This is a genomic window from Nocardia sp. NPDC058633 (genome assembly GCF_042717045.1).
Taxonomy (GTDB): Bacteria; Actinomycetota; Actinomycetes; order Mycobacteriales; family Mycobacteriaceae; genus Nocardia.
In genome coordinates this window covers 115,530-141,520 of record NZ_JBHXRA010000009.1, presented here as the reverse complement: position 1 = coordinate 141,520, position 25,991 = coordinate 115,530, and the positions used below count along the sequence as shown (strand labels likewise).

Sequence of the window (25,991 nt, the reverse complement as noted above, 5' to 3'; positions counted from 1 at the left end):
ATGCGGTGGGGCAGGTTCGTGTTCCGCCACCGATTCCTCGTGCTCGGCCTCTTCGTGCTGGCAGTGCTGGCCTCGGGATGGTTCGGGCGCGACCTGGCCGACCGCTACACCCAGGAGGGCTGGTTCGACGAGTCGAGCCAGTCGGTGGCGGCGTCGAAACTGGCCGACGACACCTTCGGCCGCGACACCGACGGCGACCTGATCGTCATCTACACCGCCCCACCCGGCACCACCGTCGACGACCCCGCCGTGCGCGGACCGGTGACGGCGGCACTGGCCGACCTGCGAAAGCAGTACGGCGAGCGGATCCACAAGATCGACAGCTACTGGGACAGCCCCTTCTCGGCGAACGCCTCCGATCCGACCAAACAGCACGCCTTCGCCAGCATCGGGCTGGCCGGTGGCGGCGGGACCGCGACAGTCAACAACTACCTCGCGTTGAAGCCACACCTGGACGCCGGTGTGCCCGGCGGCGGACCCGGGGGGACGACAGTGCAGCTGGCGGGCCTGCAGCCGGTGGTCGAAGGCATCAATATCGGGATGCAGCACGACATCAAGCGCGCCGAGATCATCGCGTTGCCGATCGTGGCGATCCTGCTCTATTTCGTGTTCGGCGGGGTGATCGGCGCCTTGCTGCCGGTGCTGATCGGTGGGCTCACCATTCTCGGCACCTCCGGGATCTTGCGGGTTCTCACCGCCCACATCGAGGTCAACGTGTTCGCCAGCGCGGTGATGACCTTGGTCGCGCTCGGGTTGGCGATCGACTACGGGCTGTTCACCGTGACCCGGTTCCGCGAGGAGTTGGCCGCCGGACGCTCGGTCGAGGACGCCGCCGCGCGAACGGTCGCCACCGCGGGTCGCACCGTGCTGTTCTCCGCCGGGATCATCGCGATGAGTCTGGGCGCGCTGTTCATCTTCCCGAACGGTGTGCTGCGCTCGGTGCCCTACGGCGGAATCTCGGCGGTGATGCTGGCCGCGCTGTTGTCGGTGACCGCACTGCCCGCCGCGTTGAGCATCGCCGGACACCGCATCGACTGGCTGGGCTGGAAACGCTTCTCGCGCAGCAAGACCGAAGCCCAGATCGACGCGGGGTTCTTCTCCCGGCTGGCACAGTGGGCGATGCGCAGGCCGTGGGCCGTGGTCATCCCGATCGTGCTCGGCCTGCTGGCTTTGAGTATTCCGTTGCGCCACATCGAATTCGGCGGCATCAGCGAGAAGTATCTGGCCGCCGACAACCCGGCGCGGGTGGCCCAGGAAGACTTCGATCGCCTTTTCCCCGGATTCCGCACCGAACCGTTGAAGCTGATCGTGGTCGGCGCCTCCTCCGAGCAGTTGAGCGATATCCGGTTCGAAGCCAATCAGGTCCCCGGGCTGACCGGGCGGTTCGAACCGGCGGCGGCGACCAAGGACAACATCAATGTGCTCTCCGCGGGACTCGCCGACAAACGCGACGCCGACCGGGTGATCGACACACTGCGGTCGCTACCCGCGCCACCGGGCGTGCAGGTGATGGTCGCCGGCATCCCCGCGCTGGAACGCGACAGCATCAACGGGTTGATCGACGGGCTGCCGCTGCTGTTGGCGATCCTCATCGCGGCGGCGCTGGCATTGATGATCGTGGCGTTCCGATCGGTGATCCTGGCACTGAAGGCCGTCGCGATGAGCGCGCTCAGTTTGGTCTCGACATTGGGCGTGCTCACCTGGATCTTCGTGGAAGGGCACGGGTCCGAGACGTTCCAGTTCACCCCGGGGCCGTTGATGTTCGCGGTGGTGGCGTTGATCGTGACGGTGATCTTCGGGTTGTCCACCGACTACGAGGTCTTCCTGCTGTCACGGATCGCCGAGAAGCGGGCCGCGGGCGCGGATGCCGCGGAATCGATCCGCTACGGCGTGGCCCACACCGGTGGGGTGATCACCTCGGCGGCCGCGATCTTGATCGTGGTGACCGGGGCGTTCGGGTTCTCGGATCTGGTGCTGATGAAATACATCGCCTACGGGATGATCGTGGCCTTGATCATCGACGCCACGATCATCCGCATGGTGCTCACACCCGCCCTGCTGAAGATCATCTGGAAATAGCCGCCTGGAACTCGTCAGCGACGGCCGCGTTCGGGCAGGACGAGTTGGGCGCCGGTCGCCGGGTGATCGAAGACGTCGACGGGGTGGCGGTAGACCGTGGTGAGCAGTTCCCGGGTGAGGATCTCGCGTGGGGGGCCGTCCGCGGCGACGCGGCCCGCGTCCAGGACCGTGACGCGGTCGGCGTAGGCGGCGGCCACCCCGAGGTCGTGGACGACGACGATCACGGCGGCGCCCTCGGCGGCACGCGTGGCGGCCAGCCGCAGGACGGCTTCCTGATGGCCGAGGTCGAGCGCGGCGGTCGGCTCGTCGAGCAGCAAGGTGGCGGTGTCCTGAGCCAGGACACGGGCCAGGGCCACGCGGGCGCGCTCGCCACCCGAGAGCGAGGGGAACACACGCGAGGCCAGATGGGTGACGTCGGTGGCGGCCAACGCCTCGGCGACGAGGGCGTCGTCGTGGTCGGCGGCGGGCGTGTGCAGCCACGGGGCACGGCCCATGGCGACGACTTCACGGGCGGTGAACGGAAAGCCGACGGCATGCGATTGAGGCAGAACGGCGCGGCGGCGGGCCATATCGGCGGGGGTCCAGTGCGACAGCGCGTGGCCTTCGAGCTTCACGGTGCCCGCGCTCGGTTCCAGCTCGCCGGCGAGGGCGGCGAGCAGGCTGGACTTGCCCGCCCCGTTCGGGCCGACGAGGGCGACGATCTCGCCTGCCCTCACCTGGAAATCGACCGCTTCGAGCACCGTGCGGGTCCCGCGCCGCACGGTGAGGTCGGTGGCACGCAGGGTGACAGTGCCCGGCTCGGGGCGCGAGGGCAGGTCCGGGGTGCGAGCGAACAGGGAACGCCAGGAATTGCGGCGTTGTGGCGCGGTGTGGACCTCGGTCATCCCCAGCCTCCTGCTCGGGCGCGGGTGCGGCGTAGCAGCCAGAAGAAGAACGGGCCACCGATCAGGGAGGTGAGCATGCCCAGCGGGAGGTCGGCGTTGTGGACCAGCGTGCGGGCCACCACGTCGGCGCCGAGCAGCACCACCGCGCCCACGATCGCGCTGAGCGGGACCAGCACCCGATGTCCGGGGCCGACCATCATGCGCACCAGGTGCGGCACGATCAGCCCGACGAACAGGATGATGCCGCTGAACGCCACACCGGCCGCGGTGAGCACCGCGACCACCACGATCACCTGCCTGCGCAGCCGCTCCACGTCGACACCGAGGTGGCGGGCCGCGGAGTCGCCGAGCGCGAGCAGATCCAGACGGGCCGCGAGGAGGATCGCGGCGAAGATGCCGACCGATGCCAGCGCCGCCACGACCGTCACCGACTGCCAGGTGGCGCCGTTGAGGCTGCCGAGCTGCCAGAACACGATCTGATCGCGCGCGGCGGGGGAGGCGACGAACAGCAGCAGCGCGATCAATCCGCCGGCGAAGGCGTTGATCGCGACACCGGTGAGGATCAGGGTCACCACTTCGGTGCGCCCACCCGACCTCGACAACACATAGACCAGGGCGGTGGTGATCAATCCCGCGACGAACGCGGCCGCGGCCACCGACCAGGACGCGACGAACGCACCACCGACCACGATCACGGTGCCCGCCCCCACCGCGGCGCCCGCCGATACCCCGATCACGCCCGGCTCGGCCAGCGGATTGGCGAACACGCCCTGCAACAACGCACCCGCCGTCGCGAGGGAGGCCCCGACCAGGACGGCCAGAGCCACCCGGGGGAACCGCACCTCCCACAGCGTCACCTCACCGGCCGGGTGCGCGGGCAGCGACCCGATGTCCAGGCCGACCCGGTGCGCCACACTGCCCAGCACCTCGGCGGCGGTCGTGGGCACCTGCCCGAGTACCGCCGACACGACTGCCAGCACGACCAGGGCGAGCAGCGCGAGGGCGAACACCACTGTCACGCGAGTACCCCGGTGCCCGGTGGGCGGCAGGGGATCCGGGGTGGCGTCGGTGATCCGCGGCGGGCTCGCGGACTTCGTCAGATCGGGCACTTCACTCATTCGGTGTTCACGCGCTGCGACCGCCGACCTCTCATGCCGCTTCGCCGTAAACGGCGTCGGACAGCGCGGCGACGACCCGGCCGGTGTTGGGGCCGAAGCTGAGGATCACCGCGTCGGACATGTCGATCACGCGTCGGTTGCGACCCGCCGGGGTCTGGGCGATGCCGGGCACCTTCTCCAGGCCGTCGACGCCGCCCACCGACTTCAGCCCGTCCGACATCACCAACAGCACATCGGGGGCGGCGGCGATCATCGCCTCGCTGGTGATGGAGACGAAGGGCTCGTTCACCCCGGCCGCGGTGCCCGCGTCCACCCCACCGATCGCGGTGATCAACGAATCGGCGCCCGAGCCGCGGCCCGCCATCATGGTGATCGCCGTGCTGCGCAGGTACAAGAACGCGATCTTGGGTCGCGGGTCCCGCTCGGGCACTTCGGCGGTCGCGGCGGCGATCTCGTCGTGGGTGCGCGCGCCGAGCTGCTGACCGGCCTCGGGAACACCCAGGGCGGTGGCCACTGCCTCGATCTGCGGGACGACACCGGCCATGCTGCGTTCCGGGTCGAAGTAGACAACGGTCACCCCGGCCGCCCGCAGCTGCTCGCGCACGGCGGGCGCCGCGCTGGTGGTGTCGGTGAGGAAGACCGACGGGCGCAGGTTCAGGACCGCTTCGACGCTGAGGCTGCCGTTGCCGCCTGCCACATTGGGCACGGCCGCGACGGCGGGGAACGAGGCCGACGTGCTGCGGCCGACCAGGTTCGCACCCAGACCCAGCGCCCACACGGTCTGGGCGAGCGTGCCGTACCGGTCGACGGCGATGATCCGCGAGGTGTCGGTGATCGTCACGTCGTTGCCGTCGTGGGACTTCACCGTCACCGGCAGCCGCGGTGTCGGGGCGGGCCCGATCGGGACGGGGTCCAGGTCGGCGAGCTGGGCCGTGACCGGTCCCGAATCGGCAGTCGATGCAGGATTGCTTCCGGTGCACGCGACGGCGCCGGTCAGCACCGTCGCCGCGAGCATCGCCGTCAGCACACCACGCAGTTTCATGAAGGCAAGGCTAGCCATCATTCGGAACGGGCGCTCACATCGTCCAGTGCCGCCGCGATCGCCCGCGGCAGCTCGAGGGTTTCAGCGGCCAGCACGCCGGTGAGCTGACCGATATCACGGGCACCGACGATCATGCTCGCGATGCCGGGCCGATCACGAATCCAAGCCAGCGCCACCGCCAGCGGGGACGTGCCGAGCCCGTCGGCCGCCGTGACCAGCGCGTCGACCACTCTGGTCGCGCGATCGTCGTCGAGCCTGCGCCGAATCTCCGCGGCCGTCGCCTCGTCGGCACCACGCGAATCCGCAGGAACACCGTCGCTGTACTTACCGGTCAGGATCCCCCCGGCCAGCGGCGCCGAGGCGATGACGCCCACCCCGTGGTGGCGGGCGGCGGGAATCACATCGTTCTCGGTGCCACGCGCGAGCAGCGAGTACGGCGTCTGCGCGGCGATGATCGGCGCGATCGCGGCCAGGCTGGCAACCTGCCACGCCGCGAAGCCGCGCACGCCCGCGTATCGGGTGCGACCGGTCCGCACCGCGGTATCCAGGGTGGCCGCGACCTCGTCGAGCGGCGTGTACGGATCCCAGGCGGCGATGCTCCAGATGTCGAGATGGTCGGTGCCGAGTTCGAGCAGGGTCCGATCGAGTTGTTTGAGCAGCGTGCGCCGCGACGCGTCGACCACCGGGCCCACCGCCGCGGGCGCGGGCACCGAGTCGCCGACCCCGGCGCCGGGCGCGTGCATCACCACCCCCGCACTGCCGCTGATCACCAATTCGTCACGCGAGACCAGGTCGCCGAGCAGATCCGCCAGGATCCGCTGCGCCGCACCCTCGCCGTAGACGGGCGAGATGTCGACGAGCGTGCCACCGGCCTCGGTGAACGCCGCCAACTGCACCGATGCCTCGTCGGCGTCGGTATGTGTTCCCCAGGTATGGGTCGCCAAGCCGATTCGCGACACCCGAAGGCCGCTGCGTCCCACCGATCGCTGTTCCATCACCGCGCCCGCGCTTTCGTCACGGCGACAGCCTAATGCGCGCACCATCGCTGCCTCGCTCGACGACCCGTTGCGTGGCGCGGCAGAACCCGATCTCGGCGACGGGCAGGCGGCGACCGGCGGCGACGACAGGTAGGGTCGCTGCGAGATCATGGCCGTCACGGCCGGATATGAAGCAAAAGCCCAGGAGGACGCGGTCTTTCGGGCGCGAGTCAGCAGGAGGACACGGTGGGCGAGTCGATGACCTGGTTTCAGGCATTGGTACTCGGATTGGTGCAGGGACTCACCGAGTTCCTGCCGATCTCCTCTTCTGGACACCTGCGCATCGTCTCGGGCGTGTTCTTCGGCGACGACGCGGGCGCCTCGTTCACCGCGGTCACCCAGCTCGGCACCGAACTCGCGGTCCTGGTGTACTTCGCCAAGGACATCCAGCGCATCATCGTCGCCTGGTTCACCACGCTGGGTATGCGGTGGCGGGAACGTTCACAGCGCGAGGTCGCTGTCGGTGACCGGGTCACCACGAAGCTGCCGGTGATGGATCGCAGTGCCCGCGACGCGCACGAACGCGACACCCAGCGCGAACTCGACTACCGCGTCGGCTGGTACGTGATCATCGCCACCATCCCGATCGGGGTGTTGGGGTTCCTGTTCAAGGACGAGATCCGCACCGGTGCCCGCAATCTGTGGCTGGTGTCGTTCATGCTGGTCGCATTCGCCCTCGTCATCGCCGCCGGTGAGTACTTCGGCAAGAAGCAGCGTCCCATCGAGCAACTCACCACCCGCGACGGCATCCTCATGGGCCTCGCGCAGTGTCTCGCGCTGATTCCCGGCGTCTCCCGCTCCGGGGCCACCTCCACCGCGGGCCTGTTCCTCGGCTTGCGGCGCGAGGCTGCCGTGCGGTTCTCCTTCCTGCTGGCGATCCCCGCGGTCACCGCGTCGGGCCTGTTCAGCCTGCCCGACGCGTTCGAACCGGCGGGTGAGGGTCTCAACGCGAGCGGGCCGCAGCTGTTGGTCGCGACCGTGCTCGCCTTCGTCGTCGGCTACGCGTCGGTGGCGTGGCTGCTCAAGTTCGTCGGTAAGCACTCGTTCTACTGGTTCGTCGGGTACCGGATCATCGTCGGCCTCGCTGTGATGGGCCTGCTCGCCACCGGCGTCGTCTCCGCGACCTGAGCGGGCACCGGGCTCCGATGGTGACACCCAGCTCTGCCTTCGCGGCGGCCGAACGCGCTACGACCGCGGAACGCCGCGCGAGTGCGCCCACTAGGCTGGTCCCATGACGGTGATCCTGCTCCGCCACGGTGTGTCCACCTCCAACACCGCGCGCACCCTCGCGGGCCGCGCACCCGGCGTCGAACTCACCGAGCGCGGCACCGAACAGGCCGCCGCGGTGGCCGACCGGCTCGCGATGCTGCCGATCGAACACATCGCCAGCTCACCGCTGTTGCGGTGTCAGCGCACCGTGGCACCCCTTGCCGAGAAACTCGGCCTCGAACCCGACCACGACGAACGACTGATCGAGGTCGACTACGGCGACTGGACCGGGCGGCCGATCGCCGAACTGGTCACCGAGCCGCTGTGGCGGGTCGTGCAGGGGCACGCCTCGGGTGCGGTGTTCCCCGGAGGCGAAGGGCTGGCTCAGGTCCAGCAGCGTGCGGTCGCCGCGATCCGCGACATCGAACGCACACTGGCCGAGAAGGCGGGTCGGGACGTGCTCTGGGTGGCGTGCGCGCACGGCGACGTCATCAAATCGATCCTGGCCGACGCCCTCGGCCTGCACCTGGACAGCTTTCAGCGGATCGCGGTGGAACCGGCCTCGATCAGCGTTGTCCGCTACAGCCCGCACGGGCCGTCGGTGTGGAAGTTCAACGACACGGGTTCCGATCTTTCCGCGCTCGCCGTGGCCGCCCCGCCGACACCGACGCCCGGTGGAGAGGTGCCGACGGCCACAAGCGCGGATAATGGGAATGCGGGGCACCGCGATTCTCCTTAGAGAAGTGTGTTCGTGAGTGTCGATCAGGGTCACGTATCAGGAGGTGCATGTGTCACGCGCAATCCATGTATTTCGCACCCCCGATCGTTTCGTCGCCGGGACCGTCGGTGAACCGGGCGATCGTTCGTTCTACCTGCAGGCTGTGCAGGAGCCGCTGGTGGTGAGTGTGCTGCTGGAGAAGCAGCAGGTGAAGGTGCTCGCCGACCGGATGGGTCTGCTGCTCGACGAGGTAGCGCGCCGTTTCGGCGCCGAGGTGCCACCCGAAGGTGAGGACGTGCGCGATGTCGCGCCGTTGGTCACCCCCATCGACACCGAGTTCCGGGTGGGCACCATGGGCCTGGGCTGGGATTCCGACGCCAACGCCGTCGTGGTCGAGTTGCTGGCGATCACCGAGACCGAGGTCGACGAATCGGTGGTGCTCGACGACACCGACGAAGGCCCCGACGCCGTGCGGGTGTTCCTGACCCCCATCCAGGCCCGCGAGTTCGCGCTGCGGTCGGCGCGGGTGATCGCGGCCGGGCGCCCACCGTGCCCGCTGTGCGGGGAACCGCTGTCCTCGCGCGGGCACATGTGCGTGCGCACCAACGGGTACAAGCGTGGCGAGATCTTCGGTGCGGCCGAGCTCGAAGAGGAGTGAGCTGCCGTGCCGGTGATCACCGAAGGTGAACTCGACATCGTCGGACGCATCGGCGTCGCCAGCAATCTCACGCTGGTCTGTGAGATCGCCGCACCCGAGCCCGACGGTGCCCCACTGCGGGTGGTCTACAAGCCGGTGCGCGGTGAACGACCGCTGTGGGACTTTCCCGACGGCACCCTCGCCGGCCGCGAAGTCGCGTCGTATCTGATCTCCGAACACCTCGGTTGGGGGGTCATCCCCGAAACGGTGCTGCGCGAGGGCCCGTTGGGGCCGGGCATGGTGCAGCGGTGGGTCACCTCGGTCGACAACCGCACCGACACCCGTCAACGTCTCGACCTGGTCGACCTGTGCACCCCCGAAGCGGTGCCCGACGGATTCTGCGAGGTCCTGCGGGCGCTCGACGAGCAGGGCAACGAGGTCTCGCTCATCCACGCCGACGACCCGCGCCTGCAACGGATGGCGGTGCTCGACCTGTTGCTCAACAACGCCGACCGCAAAGGCGGGCACGCACTCGAAGGTGTCGACGGGCAGGTCTACGGCGTCGACCACGGCATCTGCCTGCACTCCGAACCGAAATTGCGCACCGTGCTGTGGGGCTGGGCCGGGCGACCGGTCCACGAGTCACTGATCACCGACATCGCCACCTTCGCCGCGAATCTGCCCGGCGCCGTGGCTGATTCGCTGGCCACCCACATCACCGACGCCGAGATCACCGCGCTCACCGAACGCGCGAAAGCACTGCTCGAACACCCGGTGATGCCGGTGCCCAACTCCTCGCGGCCGATCCCGTGGCCCGCTTTCTGACGGCAGCCGCCCGCTCACCTCACCGGCCGAAAACCGGTCGCGCTCCCCACCGCCCGGTTGTTACCGTTGCCGCCATGAAGGTCGATTCACGAACCGCTGCCGCGATCGCACGAGCTCTCAGCTCGCCGGTCGCTGCCGCCTGACCTTCTTCCCCCACGCCGGCGACCGGAAACGGTCCGCCGGTGTGCGTCGGTCTCGGTGCCGGGCCTGCCCGTGCGGTCGCTTCCGGTCGATGTCACATCGATGGAGCAACCACCGTGATCACTACAGACCAGACCGTTCGGACATTCCTCGACTTCTTCCGCGACCGCGGGCACGCCCGCACACCGGCCGGATCGCTCGTTCCCTCGCCGGGGGACCCGGTGCTGTTCACCACCTCCGGAATGCACCCGCTGACCCCTTATCTGATGGGCCGCTCCCACCCGCTGGGTCGACGGCTCACCGGCTCGCAGCGATGCCTGCGCACCACCGATCTCGAGGAGGTCGGTGACGACACCCACCTCACCGTGTTCGAAATGCTCGGCTCCTGGTCACTGCGCGACTACGACGGCTCACAGAGCCTGCGGTGGGGATTCGAACTACTGCGTGACGGGTTCGGCATCGACCCCAACCGGATGTATGCCACGGTGTTCGGCGGTGACGAACAGGTCGAGCCCGACCACGAATCGTGGCGCACCTGGGACGAGTTGGGCCTGCCGGTCGAACCGACCACCGACGAGAACTGGTGGTCCAACGGTCCGACCGGACTCTGCGGGCCCGATTCCGAGATCTTCGTCTGGACGGGAGACGACTGGCCAGAGGGCACACCGACCTCCGATCACCGGTGGGTGGAGCTGTGGAATCACGTCATGATGCGATACCTGCGCCATCGCGACGGCAGCCTCGAACCGATGCGCGGGCCCGTCATCGACACCGGTCTGGGTGTGGAACGGCTGGTGCGAGTCCTGCAGAACACGCAGTCCGTTTTCGATATCGACGTTTTCGGGCCTTGGACGACCGCCCTGCCCCGCATCTGGGGTCCGCTGGACGAGCGGTCGCTGCGATTGGTGTCGGACCATCTACGGTCGAGCATCGTCATCCTCGGCGACCGGGTCGCACCCTCGCCGTCCGGTCGCGGTCACATACTTCGCCGGGTGATCCGCCGCGCCTTGACCACGCTGTGGCGCGACGATCCGACCCGCACCCTGGCCGACCTGCCGATCGAGGTGGTGGAACGCACCCTCGGACACTTCCGGCAATCCGTTCCCGCCCAGGAGGTCCGCGCCATCCTGCTCGACGAGGAACGAAAATTCCACCTGCTGCTCCAGGGCGGACGAAAAGTCCTGTCCCAGCGCCGTTTCACCGGGCCCTTGACCGACGACGACTATCACTATCTGCACGACACGCACGGCCTACCTCGCGATCTCGTGGTGTATCTGACCGCCGAGGCCGATGTCAGGTGACAGTCAGGTCGGGGCTGTCGCGGGTGGTGGCACTCGGAGTCGGCGCTGTACCGGTGTGGGATGAGCGCGTTGTCGAGTAACGACGCGCGGCTGGGGAAAGGTGAGGCCGACCATCCCACCGATGAGTTTCGAGCGCGAAGGAGGTCTACACCGTTATGAGGAAACTGATCTACGGGTTCGGCGTGTCCCTGGACGGCTATGTCAACGACCGGGAGGGCAGCATCGACTGGACCGATCCGGACGAGGAGCTGCACCAGTTCCACAACGACCGTTTCCGCGGGCTCGAGGTGTCGTTGAACGGTCGCCGGCTGTACGAGCTGATGGCCGAGTACTGGCCGTACGTGCCCGAGGACGCACCGCCTGTGCAGCGCGAATTCGGCGAGCTCTGGACCGACACACCCAAGGTCGTCTTCTCTCGGACGCTCACCGAGGTCCAGTGGAACAGCACCCTGGTCAGCGAGAACGCGGTCGAGGAGGTTCGCAGGCTCAAGGCAGGCGGCGACGGCGTCATGGAGGTCGGTGGCGCGAGCCTGGCGGCCTCGCTGATGCCCCACGGGCTCATCGACGAGTACCAGCTTTTCGTCTCGCCCGTGGTCCTCGGCGGCGGCACACCGATGTTCCCGTCACTGGACCACCGCGTCGGGCTCCGCTTGGCCGAGACGAGGCGCTTCGAGACCGCGGTGATGCTGCGCTACGTCGTCGACTGAGGTCGCCGCACCCGGCGCCGGGGCTCGGCGTCGCGTGGTAGCGCACCGGCGGCAGATCGTGCTGTCGAGGCTCTGTTGCCTGGTCAACGCCGGTGCTAGTGTGCTCCAAGCACTTTCGTTATCCCCGCGAGATCTGAGGAACCATGTCGACCCGTTCTATCGTTACCGCCTCCGCCACCGCATTGCTGCTGACCGGTGCCGCCGCTGCGGTCGCCGCACCCGCGCAGGCGTTCCCCGCCGGCTGGTGGGCCGAGAAGACCTTCGTCTGCACCGCCACCGACCGCTCCGGTGCGCCGCTGCCCGACGTCACTGTGCAGGCGGCCGACCAGGTCGGTGCGTCGTTCTACGCGCTGCCGCAGTTCGGCCCGGACGCCGACACCGCGAATGTGCAGTGCTACCAGCAGTGATGTGATCTCGTTCGGTGCCGCCGCACGTCGGGGAGCGGTGGCACCGAAGTCTCATCGTGTGTGTGCTTGCACGAATTCGCTTACCGCCGCAGTCTGATTCACCAAGGCGTGGCCGACGCCGGGAAGCACACGCACCTCGCCCCGCGTGAAAGCTCCGCGGGCGCGTTCGGCGGTACGCGCCGAGTCGAACAGGACGTCACGTTCGCCGACGATTACCAGGACCGGGATGTCCACCGCGCGTAGTTGTTCGTCGCGGAAGATGGGCAGACTCGCCGGGCGCGGCGCGAAATGCGTGAACGTCAACTCGATGTCGTCGATGATCGGGTCCGCGTCGGGCCCATCGATGCCGAGAACGATGTGCGCCATGTCGCGCACACTGTGTCGACCGATCAGCCGCAGCCCGATCGCCTTCACCAGCCAGCCGTAGCGGTGCTTTCCCAGCCCACCGGGGCACAGCAGGACCAACGTCGTGACCCGGGTCGGCCTGCGCAGCACGTAGTCGAGTGCGGTCCACCCGCCCAGCGACATGCCGACCATCGCCACGGTGTCGAGGCCGAGGCCGTCGATGACCTCGTCGAGCCAACTCGCGATGGCGTCGCTGTCCAGTGCGGGCCGGACGGGGGCGCTGAATCCCGGTTCGCCGGGCAGATCCACCGCGTACACCCGGAATCGGGTCGACCAGTCGGCGATGTCGGCACGCCAGGTGCTCGCGTTGGCTCCTGAGCCGTGCAGTGCGATCAGCGGCGGTGCGTCGGCGGGTCCGGAGACCACGACGAACGTTTCCCCCACGCCGGTGTCGATGCGCAGTTCCTCGCGGGGAACCGGCCAGGCGTCGAGGTTTTCGCGGTAGCGCTGGTGGATGAGTTGTCGGCCTTCGTCGGATTTGTAGATCATGAGCTGAGGATTCCGTCCAGGTAGTCGAGCAGGCGGGACGTGTCGGCGAGGCTGCCGAGCAGGATCACTTTGAGGCGGTCACGGGCCGGGTCGTAGCTGGTTTCCACGCGCATGCGCTGACCGCCGGCGCCCCGGGTCCCCGCGGTGGCGGTGAGCAGGGTGGTGATCCGGTCGACGGTGGCGCGGTCGATGTCGTCGATCTCGACGATGCAGGAGGACTCGGCGTAGCGACGTGGCGCTGTGTGCGGGGTGGTGATCGGCAGTCCGGTGAACGCCTCGAGGTCTTCGTGGGTGATGCGGTACTGCTTGCCGATGCGGGTGGCGGGGAGCTTGCCGTCGCGCACATAGCTGCGCACGGTGCGCACGTGCAGCCCGAGTAGTTCGGCTACCTGCTCCACCGAATAGAGACGTTCCGTCATGAAACGACTGTAAACGAATGTATGTATAGGTATCAATATGGATGTTCAGGGAAGTATGAGATGTGACAATGATCGCGATTTCACACGATCGCCCGGACCGGATGGGCACGCTCGGCACGACACGCCCGCATCGGCCCTCAGCCCGGTGACCAGCGAATCCGGCTGAGCGCAAACCTTGACGTCGGCGCCGCGACAGGTTTGTGTGCAGGTAACGGGCCACCCCGCGACACCGCGAGCAACCCCGTGGGCCGGGCCGCGGGCCGAGCGCATCGGCGGGGGCTCTACCCTCGAAGACATGCAGTCCTGGTCCGATATCGCCCTGCCGACCGTCCCCGGAACAGGGCCGCCGTTGCGTTTGTACGACACCGCCGATCGTCAGATCCGCCCGGTCACCCCCGGCGAGACCGCGAAGATGTACGTCTGCGGCATCACCCCCTACGACGCCACCCACCTCGGGCACGCCGCCACCTATCTCACGTTCGACCTGGTCAACCGGATCCTGCGCGACGCGGGCCACGACGTGCACTACGTGCAGAACGTCACCGATGTCGACGACCCGCTCTTCGAACGCGCCGACCGCGACGGCATCGACTGGCGCGACCTCGGCAGCCGAGAAATCGAGCTGTTCCGCGAGGATATGGCCGCGCTGCGAGTACTGCCGCCACGCCACTACATCGGCGCCATCGAGTCGGTCGAGGAGGTGGTGGAGCTGGTGCAGAAACTGCTCGCCGCCGGCGCCGCCTACATCGTCGACGATGCCGAGAACCCCGACATCTACTTCCGCACCGACGCCACCGAGCAGTTCGGCTACGAATCCGGCTACGACCGCGCGACCATGGAGACGCTGTTCGCCGAACGCGGCGGCGACCCCGACCGGGCGGGCAAGCACGACACCATCGACGCCCTGCTGTGGCGGGCCGAACGCCCCGGGGAGCCGTCGTGGGAGGCGCCGTTCGGTGCGGGCAGGCCCGGCTGGCACATCGAGTGTGCGGCGATCGCGCTCAACCGCATCGGCGCCGAGTTCGATATCCAGGGTGGTGGCTCGGATCTGATGTACCCGCACCACGAATACTCCGCCGCGCACGCCGAGGCGATCACCGGCACCCGCCGCTTCGCCCGCCACTACGTGCACGCCGGGCTGATCGGCCTGGACGGGGAGAAGATGTCGAAGTCGAAGGGCAACCTCGTCCTCGTGTCGAAGCTGCGCCGCTCCGGTGTCGACCCCGCCGCGATCCGCCTCGGCCTGCTCGACGGCCACTACCGCCAGGACCGCATGTGGACCGACGAGGTGCTCACCGCCGCGCAGAATCGCCTCGACCGCTGGCGTGAAGCGGTATCGCTGACCGCGGGCCCCTCGGCCACCGACACCGTCGCCCGGTTGCGTCAGCACCTGGCCGACGACCTCGACACCCCGAAGGCTCTCGACGCCATCGACAACTGGGCCGAACAGGCCATCGCCTACGGCGGCACCGACACCGACGCCCCCGCCCTGGTCCGCACCGCGGTTGAAGCGCTCCTCGGTGTCACTCTCTGACCGGAGCGCCGGACGCCCGGCATCAGTGACCGTTCCGTAGCTGTCACCACGGCGTCCGCCGGCGTGAACCGCACAGCCGTGCCGGTTGCCCGCAGTGTGCTGCACCTATACTGTGGGCCACAGCGCAGCTGACCTGCCGTCGATCGGAGAGCATCACATGGGGTGCTACCAGCACATCATTGTGGGAACCAACGGCTCGGAGTCCGCGCAGACAGCGGTAGCGGTAGCGGGGGAGTTCGCCGTACGCCTCGGAATCCCGGTCACCGTGGTGAGCGTCTGGAAGGACGCGGGACGCAAAACGGCCACCGACGTCGAATGGGCCGCGCAGGCCACCGCCGCGGCCGCGGAAACCCTCACCGCCGCCGGTGTGTTCGAGGTCTCGCGCATCGAGGTCGACGGCACCGCGGGCGCGATCCTGCTCGCGATCGCCGAACAGCGACCCGACGCACTGCTCGTCATCGGTGGGGGCAGCCTCGGTAGTTCCAAAGCGCGACTGCTCGGTTCGACCGCCAATCACGTGTCCCACCACAGTCAGACCGACGTGGTGTTCACCAGCAAGGTCCCCAAACGCTGGACGACCATCGGCCTCACCACCGACGGCTCGGCGAGTTCGCTGGCCGCGGTCCGGCGCGGCTACGATGTCGCGCTCGCTCTCGGCGCGCGCCCCTTCCTGGTGACCTCCGCCAAAACCGACGACGACGGTATCGACACCCTGGCCGAGGTGGAAGGCCAACTCGCGGTCGAGGACCCGGAATTGTTCGGCCGCGACATCCTCACCGGGGTCCCCGCGGCAGAGGCGATCTGCAACTCGGCCTGGAAATACGATCTGGTCGTGATCGGCAACCGCGGAATGAGCGGGCCCGCACGCCTTTTGGGCTCGGTAGCCAACAAAGTGACCCACGACATCGACACCAACCTACTGCTCGTCAATACCACGCACTGACCGGAAACGCGATGTTTGCTCCGATTTAGCGGGTAACGGCGGAACTTGCCCGGACGGGCGTGTTCGGTCGCCTATGATGACCGTACGCGCGATGTTCGCCACACAACGGAGTGGACGCCGGATGAATGCTGGGATCGAGGCGGCGGGTTTCTTCGGCCTGCTGGACTGGGAGAAGACGACCGGTCTGAGCAGGTTCTGGGTCGACATGATCACCATCCCGATCTTCAGCGCGATGGCCGGTCTGATCACCAACTGGACCGGGGTGATCATGCTGTTCGCGCCGGTGCGGTTCACCGGCTTCTATGTGCCGGGCCTGAAAACGATCTTTCCGCTGCTGCCGCGCAAGGTGCAGATCCTGCCGACCTTCGCCCCGGGCGGCATCCTCGGCTTCCAGGGTTTCATTCCCGCCCGCTCGGAGAAGATGGCGAGCCTGATGGTCGACAACGCGGTCGCCAAGATCGGCACCGCCAAGGACTTCTTCGACCAGATGGATCCACGCAAGATCTCCGCGCAGGTCGCGCTGGTGGCGATGCCGAACGTGCGCTCGATGGTCGACTCGATCATGGTCACCGAGCACCCCCGACTGTGGGCCGACATGCCGCCGCGCGCACGCGAAGCCGTCTACACACGGGTGGAGGCCGAGCTGCCCGCGATCACCGATCGCGCGTTCGACTTCATCGGCGAGAACATCGACCAGCTCCTGGATGTGAAGCTGATGGTCGTCGGCTACCTGCGACGCAGGCCCGAACTGCTCAAGGACGTGATCTACGGGCTCGGGGCGCCGGAATTGCGGTTCATGACCCGCAGTGGAGTGCTGGGCTTCCCGTTCGGGGTGATCGTGGCACTGTGGTTGTCGTTGCTGCACTACAGCACCCCCCACGGCGACACCCCCGCGCTGATCTCCCTGCCCGGCTGGCTCTACGGCATCCTGCATTTCCTGCCCGCGTGGGCGTGGGTGCTCGCCGGTGGTGCGGCGGTGGGTGTGCTGGTCAACATCATCGCGATCAAGGTGGTGTTCGAGCCCGCGGTGCCGCAGCCGCGCTACAAATATCCGTGGCGGGTCGCGAAATTCGCGAAACGGCAGTATCAGGCCGCCGCGGACCTCGGGCACGCGATCGGATATCAGATCGTCACCCTCGACGTCGTCACCGAGCAGTTGCTCGACGGGCCGAGCGGTGACAAGACCCGCGCGGTGATCGCCCACTTCCTCCAGGTCGAGATCGACCGGATCCTCGGCCCGTTGCGCTCGGTGACCCGGCTCGCGATCGGGCGGCGCGAATTCGACGCCATCCAAGCCACCGCCGGTGCGAACCTGGCCACCGAGATGAAGCCATGGCTGGTCGAAGATGTCGAGTTCTCCCAGACCACCGCGGCCAGCGTCGACCGGCTCGCCACCGAGAAACTGCGCGAACTGCCCCCGGACGAGTTCGTCGAGATGCTCTACACCGCCATCGAGCAGGACGCCTGGCTGCTGTATCTGCACGGCGGCGTGCTCGGAGCCTTCATCGGCGCACTGCACCTGCTGATCTTCGGAGCGTGACGATGGACAACGAGCCCGACCGTGAACCCGGGATCCCCACCGATCTGCTCGGATTGGCGCGCATCGCGGGACTGTCGTTGCGCCACATCGTCGGTGCCGTGACCAAAGGCGCCGTGCACACCGCCACCGATCTGGTCGACGATCTACGCGCCGGTGAGCCGATGTCGCAGATCTTCGACGAACGTGTGGATCTGTTGCGGCGCACCGCGTTGAGCGCGCTCGGACTGACCAGCACCGCCAACGGCGTGTACGGTCCGGTCGAAGCCGAGGTCGATGCCGCCGACCTCAAGGCGATGGGCGATGCGATGATCACCGAGGGCTGGGATTGCGCGCGGCAACCGCGCGAGCTGCACCCCTCGTTCGTGCCGATCCTGCACGACCTGACACCCGACGAAGCCCGCATCCTGCGGTTCCTCGCCGTCGCCGGACCCCAGCCCGCGATCGACATCCGCACCAAGGCCCCGTTCGGGATCGGCTCGCAGCGGCTGGCCGACGGCATCAACATGATCGCCGCGATGGCCGGGTGCGCGCTGCCCGACCGGGATCACCACTACCTGGGAAACCTCAGTCGCCTCGGGCTGGTCCGCTACTCCACCGAACCGGTCGCCGACTTCCGCCGCTACGCGTTTCTCGAAGCGCAACCACCGGCGCAGGCAGCGTACAAGTCGGTGAAGATGCGGGCGATCAGTTCCTATCGCAGCATCTACCTGACGGTTTTCGGAAAGCAGTTCTGCGACGCGTGTTTCGTGCTGGGCGACTACACCGGGGGCGGTTGGGCAGGCGATGACCGTGGCGACATCTACCTGGGCAAGGGCCCCCGGCTGCCCTGAGCGGGTACGACGCCTCGCTCAGTCCCGGTTGCGCAGCGCGTCGAGGACCTCGGCGAACATCACCGATTTGATCGCCGTCATCGTGGCCTGATCCTTGCCGCCCAGTGGCGCGACCAAAGCCAGTGCGGTATCGAGGACTTCGCCCTCGGCCGCGGTGGCGTCGACCAGATCCAGCGCCAGTGCGTCGGCGCCACCGAAACGCCGGCCCGTGGTCATGCTGGCGACGGCGGCCTTGGGCGTCAGCTTGGCCTGGATGAGCGCGGCCATACCGTTGGTGAAGGGGATGCGGATGTCGGCCTCGGGGAAGCAGAAGTAGCCGCGGTCGGCGCGCATCACCCGGTAGTCGTGGGCCATCGCCACCATCGCGCCTGCCCCGAAAGCGTGTCCGCCGATGGCGGCGACCGTCGGCATGGGCAGGGTGAGGACCCGGCCGAACAGGGTGTGCACCGACTCGACGTATTCGGCGGCCCGATCGCCGTTGGCCGAGAGCCAGTCCAGGTCGAGGCCGTTGGAGTAGATCTTGCCGGTCGCGGTGGTCACCAGCGCGTGGGCGCCCTCGGCGACGACGGTGTCGAGATGGGTGTGCAGTTCGGTGAGGAAGTCGGGGGAGAAGCGGTTCTCCCCGTCACCGAGGTCGAGCACGGCGATCGAATCATGGTGGCGCAGTGTGGGCACGGAATTTCCTTTTCAGTGGGGGCCGAGGTCGAGAACGGCGCGGACGGCGGCACGCAGTTGGGCGCGGGCCAGGGGATCGGTGAGTCGGTCGCGGCGCAGCAGCAGCGCGGTGGGCAGGTCCACCAGGCAGGTGGTGATCGTGGCGAGCCCGCGCCGGTCGGCGCGACCCCACAGGGCGCGGGCGAGCCGGTTGAGGGCGGTGACGAGTGCCTTTTCGGTGTCGGCGATCTCGCGCGCCAGTGCCGGGGGGATGTCTCCGGCGAGCAGTTCGACACGGTCGACGACCAGGAGCAGACGCGCGGAATCGGGGTGGTCCTCGGCCAGTCGCGCCGGGGCCTCGGCGGCGTCGAGGACCGCGTCGACGCGGGTCGCGGGGTCGACTGCCTTCACGGCGCGGTCGATGTCGGCCGATTGGAGTGCGAGAAATCGGTGCGCGGCGCGTAACCAGGTGCGCGCCAGCACAATCTGTCGAGACTGGAAGGTGTGGTAGAGCGCGCCGTTGGAGACTCCGGTGGCTGCGGCGACGGCGCGCACCGTCACCGCGGCGGGACCGGAACGGGCCGCGAGCTTTTCGGCGGCGTCCAGAACTGTCTCCGGGTCGTGGGTGCGCGGTCTGGGCATGAACAAAAGTTTACAGAGCGTCTGCTCTGCTATTCCATTCGGGTGCGCTTTTCGGCCGTTGTGCACGTATTTCGTTCCGCCACTTGATAATTCGGCGTTCCATCGGCCGCCTCGGACACAGCGTAGTCAACGTTATGTACGCGCGGGGCCTCGATACGATGGGGTACTGTTCGCATTCTTCGGCCCTGCCCGCACGAACAGAACGGCATCGCGATGTCCCGAGTGGTCACCAAGGAGCAGTACTTCGACACCGCGGTGGCGGTGCTTGCCGAGTTCGGTTTCAAAGGCCTCAACATCGGTGTGCTGTGCCGGCGTCTCGGCGTCACCAGCGGCTCGTTCTATCACCACTTCGGCTCCTGGCAGGGCTTCGTCGACACCCTGCTCGAACACTGGGAGAACCGTCAGATGGTCGAGCTACGCGCGCTCGATGTCGGCCACGGTGACGCCGACGCCGACGTGCGCGCCATGTCGGTGCTCGCCAGCGGACTAGAACACGGCGCCGAAGCCGCACTGCGCGCCTGGGCGGCCAACGACGAATCGGTACACGTCACCGTCAAGCGGGTCGACGAGTCACGTCGACGCACCGTGCACCGGGTCATCGACGGCGTCGTCGACGACACGGCCACCGCCACCGTCGTCACCGAATTCGGCATGGCGATGATCATCGGCTACCAACAGCTCGCCGCCGCAGGCGAATCCACCGAACTCGACCACCTGCTCGCCGAGTACGCCCGGCTGATCTACTCCCACCGCGGCTGACCGACCGCGCCGGTACCGACGGACGCCCACACCCGAGTCACCCGAGCAACTGGTCCACATAGCACCATCGCCATGCTTCGCCCGGCTCCACACTGCGCATGACCGGATGTGCCGAAGCCCGGAAGTGGGCGTCGGCGTGATTGCCGATCGAGGACTCGCAGCAGCCGATGTTGCCGCAATCGGTGCACATTCGCAGATGCACCCAGCGCAGGCCCTCGTCGAGACACGACCGGCAGGCCAACGCACCGGCGGGCGGCTCCGTCGATGCAGGGGCCTCGTCGAGATGGGCGCACCCCAGCGCACCGGCCGCGGTCGACAGCGTTTCGGCGCGGCGCTCGTCATCGCTTTCGTCGAAGCGGTCGATCATCGACTCCTCGAGATCGAGGTGGGCCAACACATGTTGCAGCACTTCGTAATCCACCGATCCCGCGTCGCGCACCCGCAGCACCGCATCGCGTTCGGCGCCCAGCATCGCCACCCGTAGCCGCCGGTACTCCGCGGTCGGTGTCACCAGTTCGGCCTCCGGGCGGCCCAACCGTTCCCATGCCGCATTGGACCGCCAGATCAGGCGTTGACGCAGCGACTCGATCACCGGCTCCGGGGTGTTCGGCCCGATGCGCCGATCGAGTTCGGCCAACCCCGCGGTCGAAGCCTGTTGCAGTAGATCAGCTTTCGCGAGCGCGTCCTCCGCGCGACTGGGTCCGCGCAATCGCAGCAAGCGCACCAGCCACGGCAACGAACTGCCCTGCGCGAGCAGGGTGCCACCGACCACCACCAGGGCGAGCAGTTTCAAGACCGGCAACTGCGGCGTGGAGTCGGGCAACAACAGCACCGCCGCCAAGGTCACCACCCCGCGCATCCCCGCCCACGACACCACCGCCGCGTGACTCAACGGCTCGGTCGTGCGCCCGAACGCCCTGGCCACCAACACCGGCGTGAACACCCACACCGGGCGCGCCAGCATCACCGCGGCCAGCACCGCCATCGCTGCGACGACGAGCGTGCCGTGGTCCAGCCCGCTGTGCCAGGCACCCTCGACGATCCAGCGCACCTGCAACCCGATGATCAAGAACACCGTGCTCTCCAGAATGAACTGGATGGTGCGCCAATTGGTGGTCTCGGCCACGCGCGAGGCCGCCCCCTGCCACCGTTGCGCGCCGTGACCCAGGATCATCCCGCACGTCACCACCGCGATCACCCCGGAGGCGTGAAAGTGTTCGGCAGGCAGATACGCCACGAACGGGGCGAGCAGCGACACCGAGGTATCGAGCACCGGATCGGTGATCCGCCGGCGCAACAACGCCAACGCCGCCGCCACCGCGGCTCCGACGACTGCGCCACCGACGGCGGCGAGCAGGAAATCGCCCCCGATCTGCCACACGGTCACCGCACCTGCCATCGCCGCGATCGCCGACCGCAGCGCTACCAGCGCGGTCGCGTCGTTGAACAGCGACTCGTCCTCGAGCACCGTCACGATGCTGCGCGGCATCCCGGTCCGCCGGGCCACCGCGGTCGCGGCCACGGCATCCGGGGGAGCGACCACCGCACCCAACGCGACCGCCGCCGCGAACGGCACCGGCAGCAACCACCACACCACCAGCGCCACCGCGAACGTGGTGAACAGCACCAACCCCACCGACAGCGACGCGATGGTGCGCAGGTTGTCCTTGAAATCGACCAGCGACGTGCGCAGCGCGGCGGTGTAGAGCAGCGGCGGCAGCAACCCCAGCAGCACCACCTCCGGCTCGAGATGCACCTGCGGCACCATCGGCAGATACGACGCGGCCACCCCGGCCAACGTCAACACCAGAGGTTCGGACACCCCGAATCGCCGTGCCAGCGCCGCCAGCGCGGTCGCCGAGCCGATGAGGACAACCAGACCGATCGCGACATCCACCCGCGCATTCTCGCACCGCCGCTCAGCCTGCCTGTTCGCCCATCGTCAGATGATCGGCCGAGCCCCACACGCGCAGGGCCAGCCGCGAGCCCTCGCGCCGCCACTGCGACACCGAGGCGTTGGGCACCGGCTCGAGCGAATCCGGTACCGGCGCACCGAGTCCGTCGAGGATGTAGCGCAACGACACCACCACCGCGTCATGGGTCACCAGCAGCACCTGCTCACCCGCGGCCACCACATCCAACTCGTCGAGGAAACTGCGCACCCGCACCGCCACATCGGCCAGCGACTCCCCGCCCGGCGGGCGATACACCCAGTTGCCGACCAATTCACGGCGCGCACCCTCCTCGGGGGCGCGCCGCCGGATCGCCCGGTACGGGTGCAGCTCGAACACCCCCATCTCCCGATCGCGCAGCCGCTCGTCGACCAGCGTGCGAATCGGGCGCAGGTGCTCGTTGCGGGCGGCGGCGGCCTCGGCCATCACCGCCCACGTGATCCGGGTACGCAGGTAGGGAGAGCAGACCACCAGGGTGGGTCGCTGAATTCCGGCCAACCCGGCCAGCCAATCACCCAGGCGGCGTGCCTGCCACCGTCCGTGCGCGGTCAGGCCCACCGCGGAGTCGGTACCGCGCATCGGCCGTTGCTCGGTGGCCGGGTCGGCGAACCACACATTGGCCTCGCTCTGCGCGTGCCGCACCGCCCACAATCCGCCCAGCGCGCGCGGCACCACCAATCCTTCGGGCACCTGCACCCACCCCCTCCGCTGCTCCGACCCCATCGCTGTCCTCGTGCTCGTCCCGTCGTATCCGGACCACCAGGGAATAGCGGCTTCGTCGCCGACGTTGCACTCCCCGAATTCGAACGCCTGTCCAGAACCGTCCGGCGGACCGCCGCCGCACCGTCGATGCGCCGCAGGAGGCCCGCTTGAGCACCAGAGTAGAGATCTGGACCGACATCAACTGCCCGTTCTGCTACCTCGGCAAAGCCCGCTTCGAAGAAGCGCTGGCCGACTTCGCCCACCGCGACGATGTCGAGGTGGTGCACCGGTCCTTCGAGCTGGATCCGACGCTGCCCGTCGGCTCCACGCGCCCGGTCATCCCCGCCATCGCCGAGAAGTACGGCATCACCGTCGACCAGGCCGGCGCCAACGAACGAAGCATCGGCGCCCAGGCCGCGGCGATGGGCTTGGCCTACCAAACGTCCGGCCGCGATTCCGGCAACAGCTTCGACATGCACCGGCTCCTGCACTACGCCCTCGACCAGGGCAAACAGGAAGCCATGCTCGACGCGCTCTACGCGGGCAACTTCGCCGAGCCCGAACCGGTCTTCGGCGACACCGAACGGCTCGTGGCCTTGGCCGTGCGCGCGGGCCTGGCCGAGGACGCGGTGCGCGCGGTGCTGGCCGACCCCGACGCCTACGCCGACGCGGTTCGCCGCGACGAAGCAGAAGCCGCCGCACTCGGTGCCACCGGTGTCCCGTTCTTCGTCTTCGACGGCAAATACGCGGTCTCGGGCGCCCAACCCCTGGAAACGTTCACCCGCGCGCTGAACACGGCCTGGAACGATCGGCCCACTCTCCAACCCATTGCCGAAGGCGAGACGTGCGGCCCCGATGGGTGCGCGGTCCCCGCGACCGGGTCCGCGGCGGCGGACTGACCGCCGCGGACCAGCGATCAGGCCAGGTCGATGACGACCTTGATGTCGGACCCGCCCGCGTCGAAGGCCTCGATCGCCTGCTCCAGCGGTAGCCGCCGCGTGATCAACCGTTCCAGCCACCGCGGGTCGGCCTTCGCCAGCGACTCGGCCGCCAGCTCGTAGTGGTGGCGGTTCGCGTTCACCGAACCGAACACCAGCGCGTTGTCGAGCACGATATTGCGGTTGAGCGCGCCCACGTCGACCTCGGCCTCGGCACCCGGGGTGGACACCCCCGTCAGACAGACGATCACGCCCGGATTGTTGATCTCGGCCGTTTGCAGGGCGACCGCGGGCGCGCCGGTCGCCTCGATCACGACATCCGGGTCGATCTTCGCCGCCACGTCCGCCGCCGAACCGGTGTGAAACGTAGCGCCGAGATCGGCCACCAGCCCCGGCTTCGGTCCCTCGGTGGAGAGATCGAGAACGTGGACGTCGAGCCCTCGCTGCGCACCGAGCAAAGCCGCCAGCAAACCGATCGGTCCCGCACCGGTGATCAGCGCCGTCTTCGGCTCGAACCAGGCACGCTGATTGATGCGCTCGATCTGATCCCACGCCTTGGCCACCACCGTGGTCGGCTCCATCAACACCCCGACCCGCTCCAGTGACGGGTCCAGTTTCACCGCGTACTCGGCGCGCACCACCCACTGGCTCGACCCGTACCCGTCGACCTGCTTGATCCCGCGCTCGACATACTGCCCGTTGCGGCACATGTCGAACTCGCCGCGCGCACACGCGCCACACGGCACCGGATCGGGCCTGCGCACGATCCCGACCACGAGATCGCCTGCGGCGAAACCACTTCCGTCCGGCGCCGTCCGGACCCGGCCGAGCGATTCGTGTCCGAGAACCAGGCGCTCGCGTCCCGGTGGCGCCCAACCGTAGGTGCCGTCGGCGATCTCGCGATCGGTGCCGCAGATGCCCAACGCGATACCGTCGACGAGCAGTTCGTCCGGCTCCGGAACCGGATCCGGCACGTCCTGGATGCTCAACGATCCGGGCTGATCCGGAACCACGGTCAAAGCACGCATGTCGGTGTCCTTCCGCCGAGACGGGCGATGGTGTCGGAACCTGCACGAGCGACCTCTTCGCGAAATCACCGCGAACTACCTGCGACAACGGTACGGGATACGGCTCGATCGCACAGCGCCGCCGACATCGCGAATCGTTTGCGATCCTGCCCGCGAGTGCTCTCACCAGTTCATCTCGTCGGCTACGGTGGAAGCCGCTCGCACCGATCGACCCTGGCCCGCTGGAGGCGTGTTGCGCATCATCGTCCGGATCTTGCTCGTGCTCGCCGTGTTCGGCTGCGCTCTCGCCCCCGCCTCGGCCGCCCCAGCCGTCGACGACGCTTCGGCCCGCAAGATCGACGAACTCCTGGCTGTGCGCGCCGAAGCGGGCGATCTCGACCGTGGTGAGCTCATCGAACGCCTCTCCGCACGGCTGCTCGGCACCCCATACGGGGCGAACATGCTGATCGGCTCGGCCACCGAACCCGAACAGCTCGTCGTCGACCTGCGTCGTGTCGACTGCTTCACCTACCTCGACTACATCGACGCCGCCTCCCGATCCAACGATCGCGAGCAGTTCCTGACCAACCTGGTCACCACTCGCTACATCTACGGCCGTGTCGAATTCGCGCAGCGCAAGCACTTTTTCACCGACTGGGCCGCCCGGGAGCGTCCGGCCGCCACCGACATCACCGCGAGTCTGAGCCCCGCGTCCGTCACCGCCACCAAGCACCTCAACGCGAAGGCCGACGGCGGTCGCTACCTGCCCGGTGTGCCCGTGGTCGACCGCGCTGTCACCTACATTCCCTCGGCCGCCGTCGACGGAGCCGTGTCGAGTGCCCTGCGCACGGGCGACTACCTCGGCGCCTACACCCCCGACGCCGGCCTAGACGTCACCCACGTCGGCATCGTCGTACACACCCCCGCCGGCCCCGTGTTCCGCAACGCCTCCTCGCTCGCGGCGAACAACCAGGTCGTCGACACCCCCTTGACCGACTACCTCCGGACCGTCCCCGGCATCGTCGTGCTGCGCCCCCGCTGACCGCTCCGACGACACCGACCGAAAGCTTGA

Annotated in this window: 26 protein-coding genes; 15 read left to right on the top strand and 11 right to left on the bottom strand. The window is 68.3% G+C overall.

Annotation, left to right across the window (positions count from 1 at the left end):
- Positions 1-2,079, top strand: a complete 2,079-nt coding sequence (locus tag ACFWUR_RS13980; protein WP_378906616.1) for an MMPL family transporter — start codon at positions 1-3, stop codon at positions 2,077-2,079.
- Between the two features lie 14 nt (positions 2,080-2,093).
- Here ACFWUR_RS13980 and ACFWUR_RS13975 read toward each other — a convergent pair whose 3' ends face one another.
- The 4 genes from ACFWUR_RS13975 to ACFWUR_RS13960 are packed head-to-tail and all read right to left on the bottom strand — an operon-like array spanning position 2,094 to position 6,118.
- Positions 2,094-2,963 (bottom strand): heme ABC transporter ATP-binding protein, encoded by an 870-nt coding sequence (locus ACFWUR_RS13975; RefSeq protein WP_378906614.1) that lies wholly within the window; start codon positions 2,961-2,963, stop codon positions 2,094-2,096.
- Complete coding sequence (locus tag ACFWUR_RS13970; protein WP_378906612.1) at positions 2,960-4,081, bottom strand: FecCD family ABC transporter permease; 1,122 nt, start codon at positions 4,079-4,081, stop codon at positions 2,960-2,962. Before ACFWUR_RS13970 ends, ACFWUR_RS13975 begins: the two co-directional genes overlap by 4 nt.
- Positions 4,082-4,112: 31 nt before the next feature.
- Positions 4,113-5,123: a hemin ABC transporter substrate-binding protein gene (locus ACFWUR_RS13965; protein ID WP_378906610.1), complete on the bottom strand. Its 1,011-nt coding sequence runs from the start codon at positions 5,121-5,123 to the stop codon at positions 4,113-4,115.
- 17 nt (positions 5,124-5,140) lie between these two features.
- A complete protein-coding gene (locus ACFWUR_RS13960) occupies positions 5,141-6,118 on the bottom strand; it encodes an aldo/keto reductase (RefSeq protein WP_378906893.1) in 978 nt (325 codons plus the stop codon).
- Between the two features lie 228 nt (positions 6,119-6,346).
- Here ACFWUR_RS13960 and ACFWUR_RS13955 point away from each other — a divergent pair, with 228 nt between their 5' ends.
- The 7 genes from ACFWUR_RS13955 to ACFWUR_RS13925 all read left to right on the top strand — a co-directional run bounded on the left by ACFWUR_RS13955 (position 6,347) and on the right by ACFWUR_RS13925 (position 12,105).
- A complete protein-coding gene (locus ACFWUR_RS13955; RefSeq protein WP_378906608.1) occupies positions 6,347-7,288 on the top strand; it encodes an undecaprenyl-diphosphate phosphatase in 942 nt (313 codons plus the stop codon).
- A gap of 103 nt (positions 7,289-7,391) precedes the next feature.
- Positions 7,392-8,108, top strand: coding sequence for a histidine phosphatase family protein (locus ACFWUR_RS13950; protein WP_378906606.1), 717 nt, complete (start codon positions 7,392-7,394; stop codon positions 8,106-8,108).
- A gap of 49 nt (positions 8,109-8,157) precedes the next feature.
- Positions 8,158-8,745, top strand: coding sequence for a DUF3090 domain-containing protein (locus ACFWUR_RS13945; RefSeq protein ID WP_056820470.1), 588 nt, complete (start codon positions 8,158-8,160; stop codon positions 8,743-8,745).
- 6 nt (positions 8,746-8,751) lie between these two features.
- Positions 8,752-9,549 carry an SCO1664 family protein gene (locus tag ACFWUR_RS13940; RefSeq protein ID WP_378906604.1) on the top strand — a complete coding sequence of 266 codons (798 nt, stop codon included), beginning with the start codon at positions 8,752-8,754 and terminating at the stop codon, positions 9,547-9,549.
- Positions 9,550-9,806: 257 nt separating this feature from the next.
- A complete protein-coding gene (locus ACFWUR_RS13935) occupies positions 9,807-10,991 on the top strand; it encodes an alanine--tRNA ligase-related protein (RefSeq protein ID WP_378906602.1) in 1,185 nt (394 codons plus the stop codon).
- A gap of 155 nt (positions 10,992-11,146) precedes the next feature.
- The gene (locus ACFWUR_RS13930) at positions 11,147-11,698 is read left to right on the top strand and encodes a dihydrofolate reductase family protein (protein WP_378906600.1); all 552 of its coding nucleotides are present in this window, start codon (positions 11,147-11,149) and stop codon (positions 11,696-11,698) included.
- 143 nt (positions 11,699-11,841) lie between these two features.
- The gene (locus ACFWUR_RS13925; RefSeq protein WP_378906598.1) at positions 11,842-12,105 is read left to right on the top strand and encodes a hypothetical protein; all 264 of its coding nucleotides are present in this window, start codon (positions 11,842-11,844) and stop codon (positions 12,103-12,105) included.
- Between the two features lie 51 nt (positions 12,106-12,156).
- Here the strand turns inward: ACFWUR_RS13925 and ACFWUR_RS13920 are convergent, their stop codons facing one another.
- Both ACFWUR_RS13920 and ACFWUR_RS13915 read right to left on the bottom strand, forming a co-directional pair.
- Positions 12,157-12,999 (bottom strand): alpha/beta fold hydrolase, encoded by an 843-nt coding sequence (locus tag ACFWUR_RS13920; RefSeq protein ID WP_378906596.1) that lies wholly within the window; start codon positions 12,997-12,999, stop codon positions 12,157-12,159.
- Positions 12,996-13,418 (bottom strand): helix-turn-helix domain-containing protein, encoded by a 423-nt coding sequence (locus ACFWUR_RS13915; RefSeq protein ID WP_378906594.1) that lies wholly within the window; start codon positions 13,416-13,418, stop codon positions 12,996-12,998. The genes ACFWUR_RS13920 and ACFWUR_RS13915 overlap by 4 nt, the downstream gene beginning before the upstream one ends.
- A 295-nt stretch (positions 13,419-13,713) precedes the next feature.
- On the opposite strand from ACFWUR_RS13915, the gene mshC reads away from it, so the two are divergent.
- From mshC to ACFWUR_RS13895, 4 genes are all read left to right on the top strand, one after another.
- Entirely contained in the window at positions 13,714-14,952 is a 1,239-nt protein-coding gene (mshC, locus tag ACFWUR_RS13910; protein WP_378906592.1) for a cysteine--1-D-myo-inosityl 2-amino-2-deoxy-alpha-D-glucopyranoside ligase, read from the top strand.
- A 157-nt stretch (positions 14,953-15,109) separates the two neighbouring features.
- Positions 15,110-15,895, top strand: a complete 786-nt coding sequence (locus ACFWUR_RS13905) for a universal stress protein (protein WP_378906590.1) — start codon at positions 15,110-15,112, stop codon at positions 15,893-15,895.
- 121 nt (positions 15,896-16,016) lie between these two features.
- The gene (locus ACFWUR_RS13900; RefSeq protein WP_378906588.1) at positions 16,017-17,435 is read left to right on the top strand and encodes a hypothetical protein; all 1,419 of its coding nucleotides are present in this window, start codon (positions 16,017-16,019) and stop codon (positions 17,433-17,435) included.
- 2 nt (positions 17,436-17,437) lie between these two features.
- A complete protein-coding gene (locus ACFWUR_RS13895; protein ID WP_378906586.1) occupies positions 17,438-18,265 on the top strand; it encodes an Abi-alpha family protein in 828 nt (275 codons plus the stop codon).
- A gap of 18 nt (positions 18,266-18,283) precedes the next feature.
- On the opposite strand, the gene ACFWUR_RS13890 is transcribed toward ACFWUR_RS13895, so the two are convergent.
- Together ACFWUR_RS13890 and ACFWUR_RS13885 are read right to left on the bottom strand one after the other, a co-directional pair.
- Positions 18,284-18,940, bottom strand: a complete 657-nt coding sequence (locus ACFWUR_RS13890; RefSeq protein WP_378906584.1) for an enoyl-CoA hydratase-related protein — start codon at positions 18,938-18,940, stop codon at positions 18,284-18,286.
- Positions 18,941-18,952: 12 nt separating this feature from the next.
- The gene (locus tag ACFWUR_RS13885) at positions 18,953-19,561 is read right to left on the bottom strand and encodes a TetR family transcriptional regulator (RefSeq protein WP_378906582.1); all 609 of its coding nucleotides are present in this window, start codon (positions 19,559-19,561) and stop codon (positions 18,953-18,955) included.
- A gap of 213 nt (positions 19,562-19,774) precedes the next feature.
- Between ACFWUR_RS13885 and ACFWUR_RS13880 the strand changes: the two genes are divergently transcribed.
- On the top strand, positions 19,775-20,320 hold the full coding sequence (locus ACFWUR_RS13880; RefSeq protein WP_378629092.1) for a TetR/AcrR family transcriptional regulator: 546 nt from the start codon (positions 19,775-19,777) through the stop codon (positions 20,318-20,320).
- A gap of 37 nt (positions 20,321-20,357) precedes the next feature.
- Here the strand turns inward: ACFWUR_RS13880 and ACFWUR_RS13875 are convergent, their stop codons facing one another.
- Positions 20,358-22,217: a Na+/H+ antiporter gene (locus ACFWUR_RS13875; protein WP_378906580.1), complete on the bottom strand. Its 1,860-nt coding sequence runs from the start codon at positions 22,215-22,217 to the stop codon at positions 20,358-20,360.
- A gap of 22 nt (positions 22,218-22,239) precedes the next feature.
- Complete coding sequence (locus ACFWUR_RS13870) at positions 22,240-22,962, bottom strand: histidine phosphatase family protein (protein WP_378906578.1); 723 nt, start codon at positions 22,960-22,962, stop codon at positions 22,240-22,242.
- Positions 22,963-23,141: 179 nt separating this feature from the next.
- On the opposite strand from ACFWUR_RS13870, the gene ACFWUR_RS13865 reads away from it, so the two are divergent.
- Positions 23,142-23,873, top strand: coding sequence for a DsbA family oxidoreductase (locus ACFWUR_RS13865; RefSeq protein ID WP_378906576.1), 732 nt, complete (start codon positions 23,142-23,144; stop codon positions 23,871-23,873).
- 17 nt (positions 23,874-23,890) lie between these two features.
- On the opposite strand, the gene ACFWUR_RS13860 is transcribed toward ACFWUR_RS13865, so the two are convergent.
- Positions 23,891-24,940 carry a glucose 1-dehydrogenase gene (locus ACFWUR_RS13860; RefSeq protein ID WP_378906574.1) on the bottom strand — a complete coding sequence of 350 codons (1,050 nt, stop codon included), beginning with the start codon at positions 24,938-24,940 and terminating at the stop codon, positions 23,891-23,893.
- Positions 24,941-25,172: 232 nt separating this feature from the next.
- On the opposite strand from ACFWUR_RS13860, the gene ACFWUR_RS13855 reads away from it, so the two are divergent.
- Positions 25,173-25,961, top strand: a complete 789-nt coding sequence (locus ACFWUR_RS13855; RefSeq protein WP_378906572.1) for a DUF1460 domain-containing protein — start codon at positions 25,173-25,175, stop codon at positions 25,959-25,961.
- The last annotated feature ends 30 nt before the right edge of the window (positions 25,962-25,991 follow it).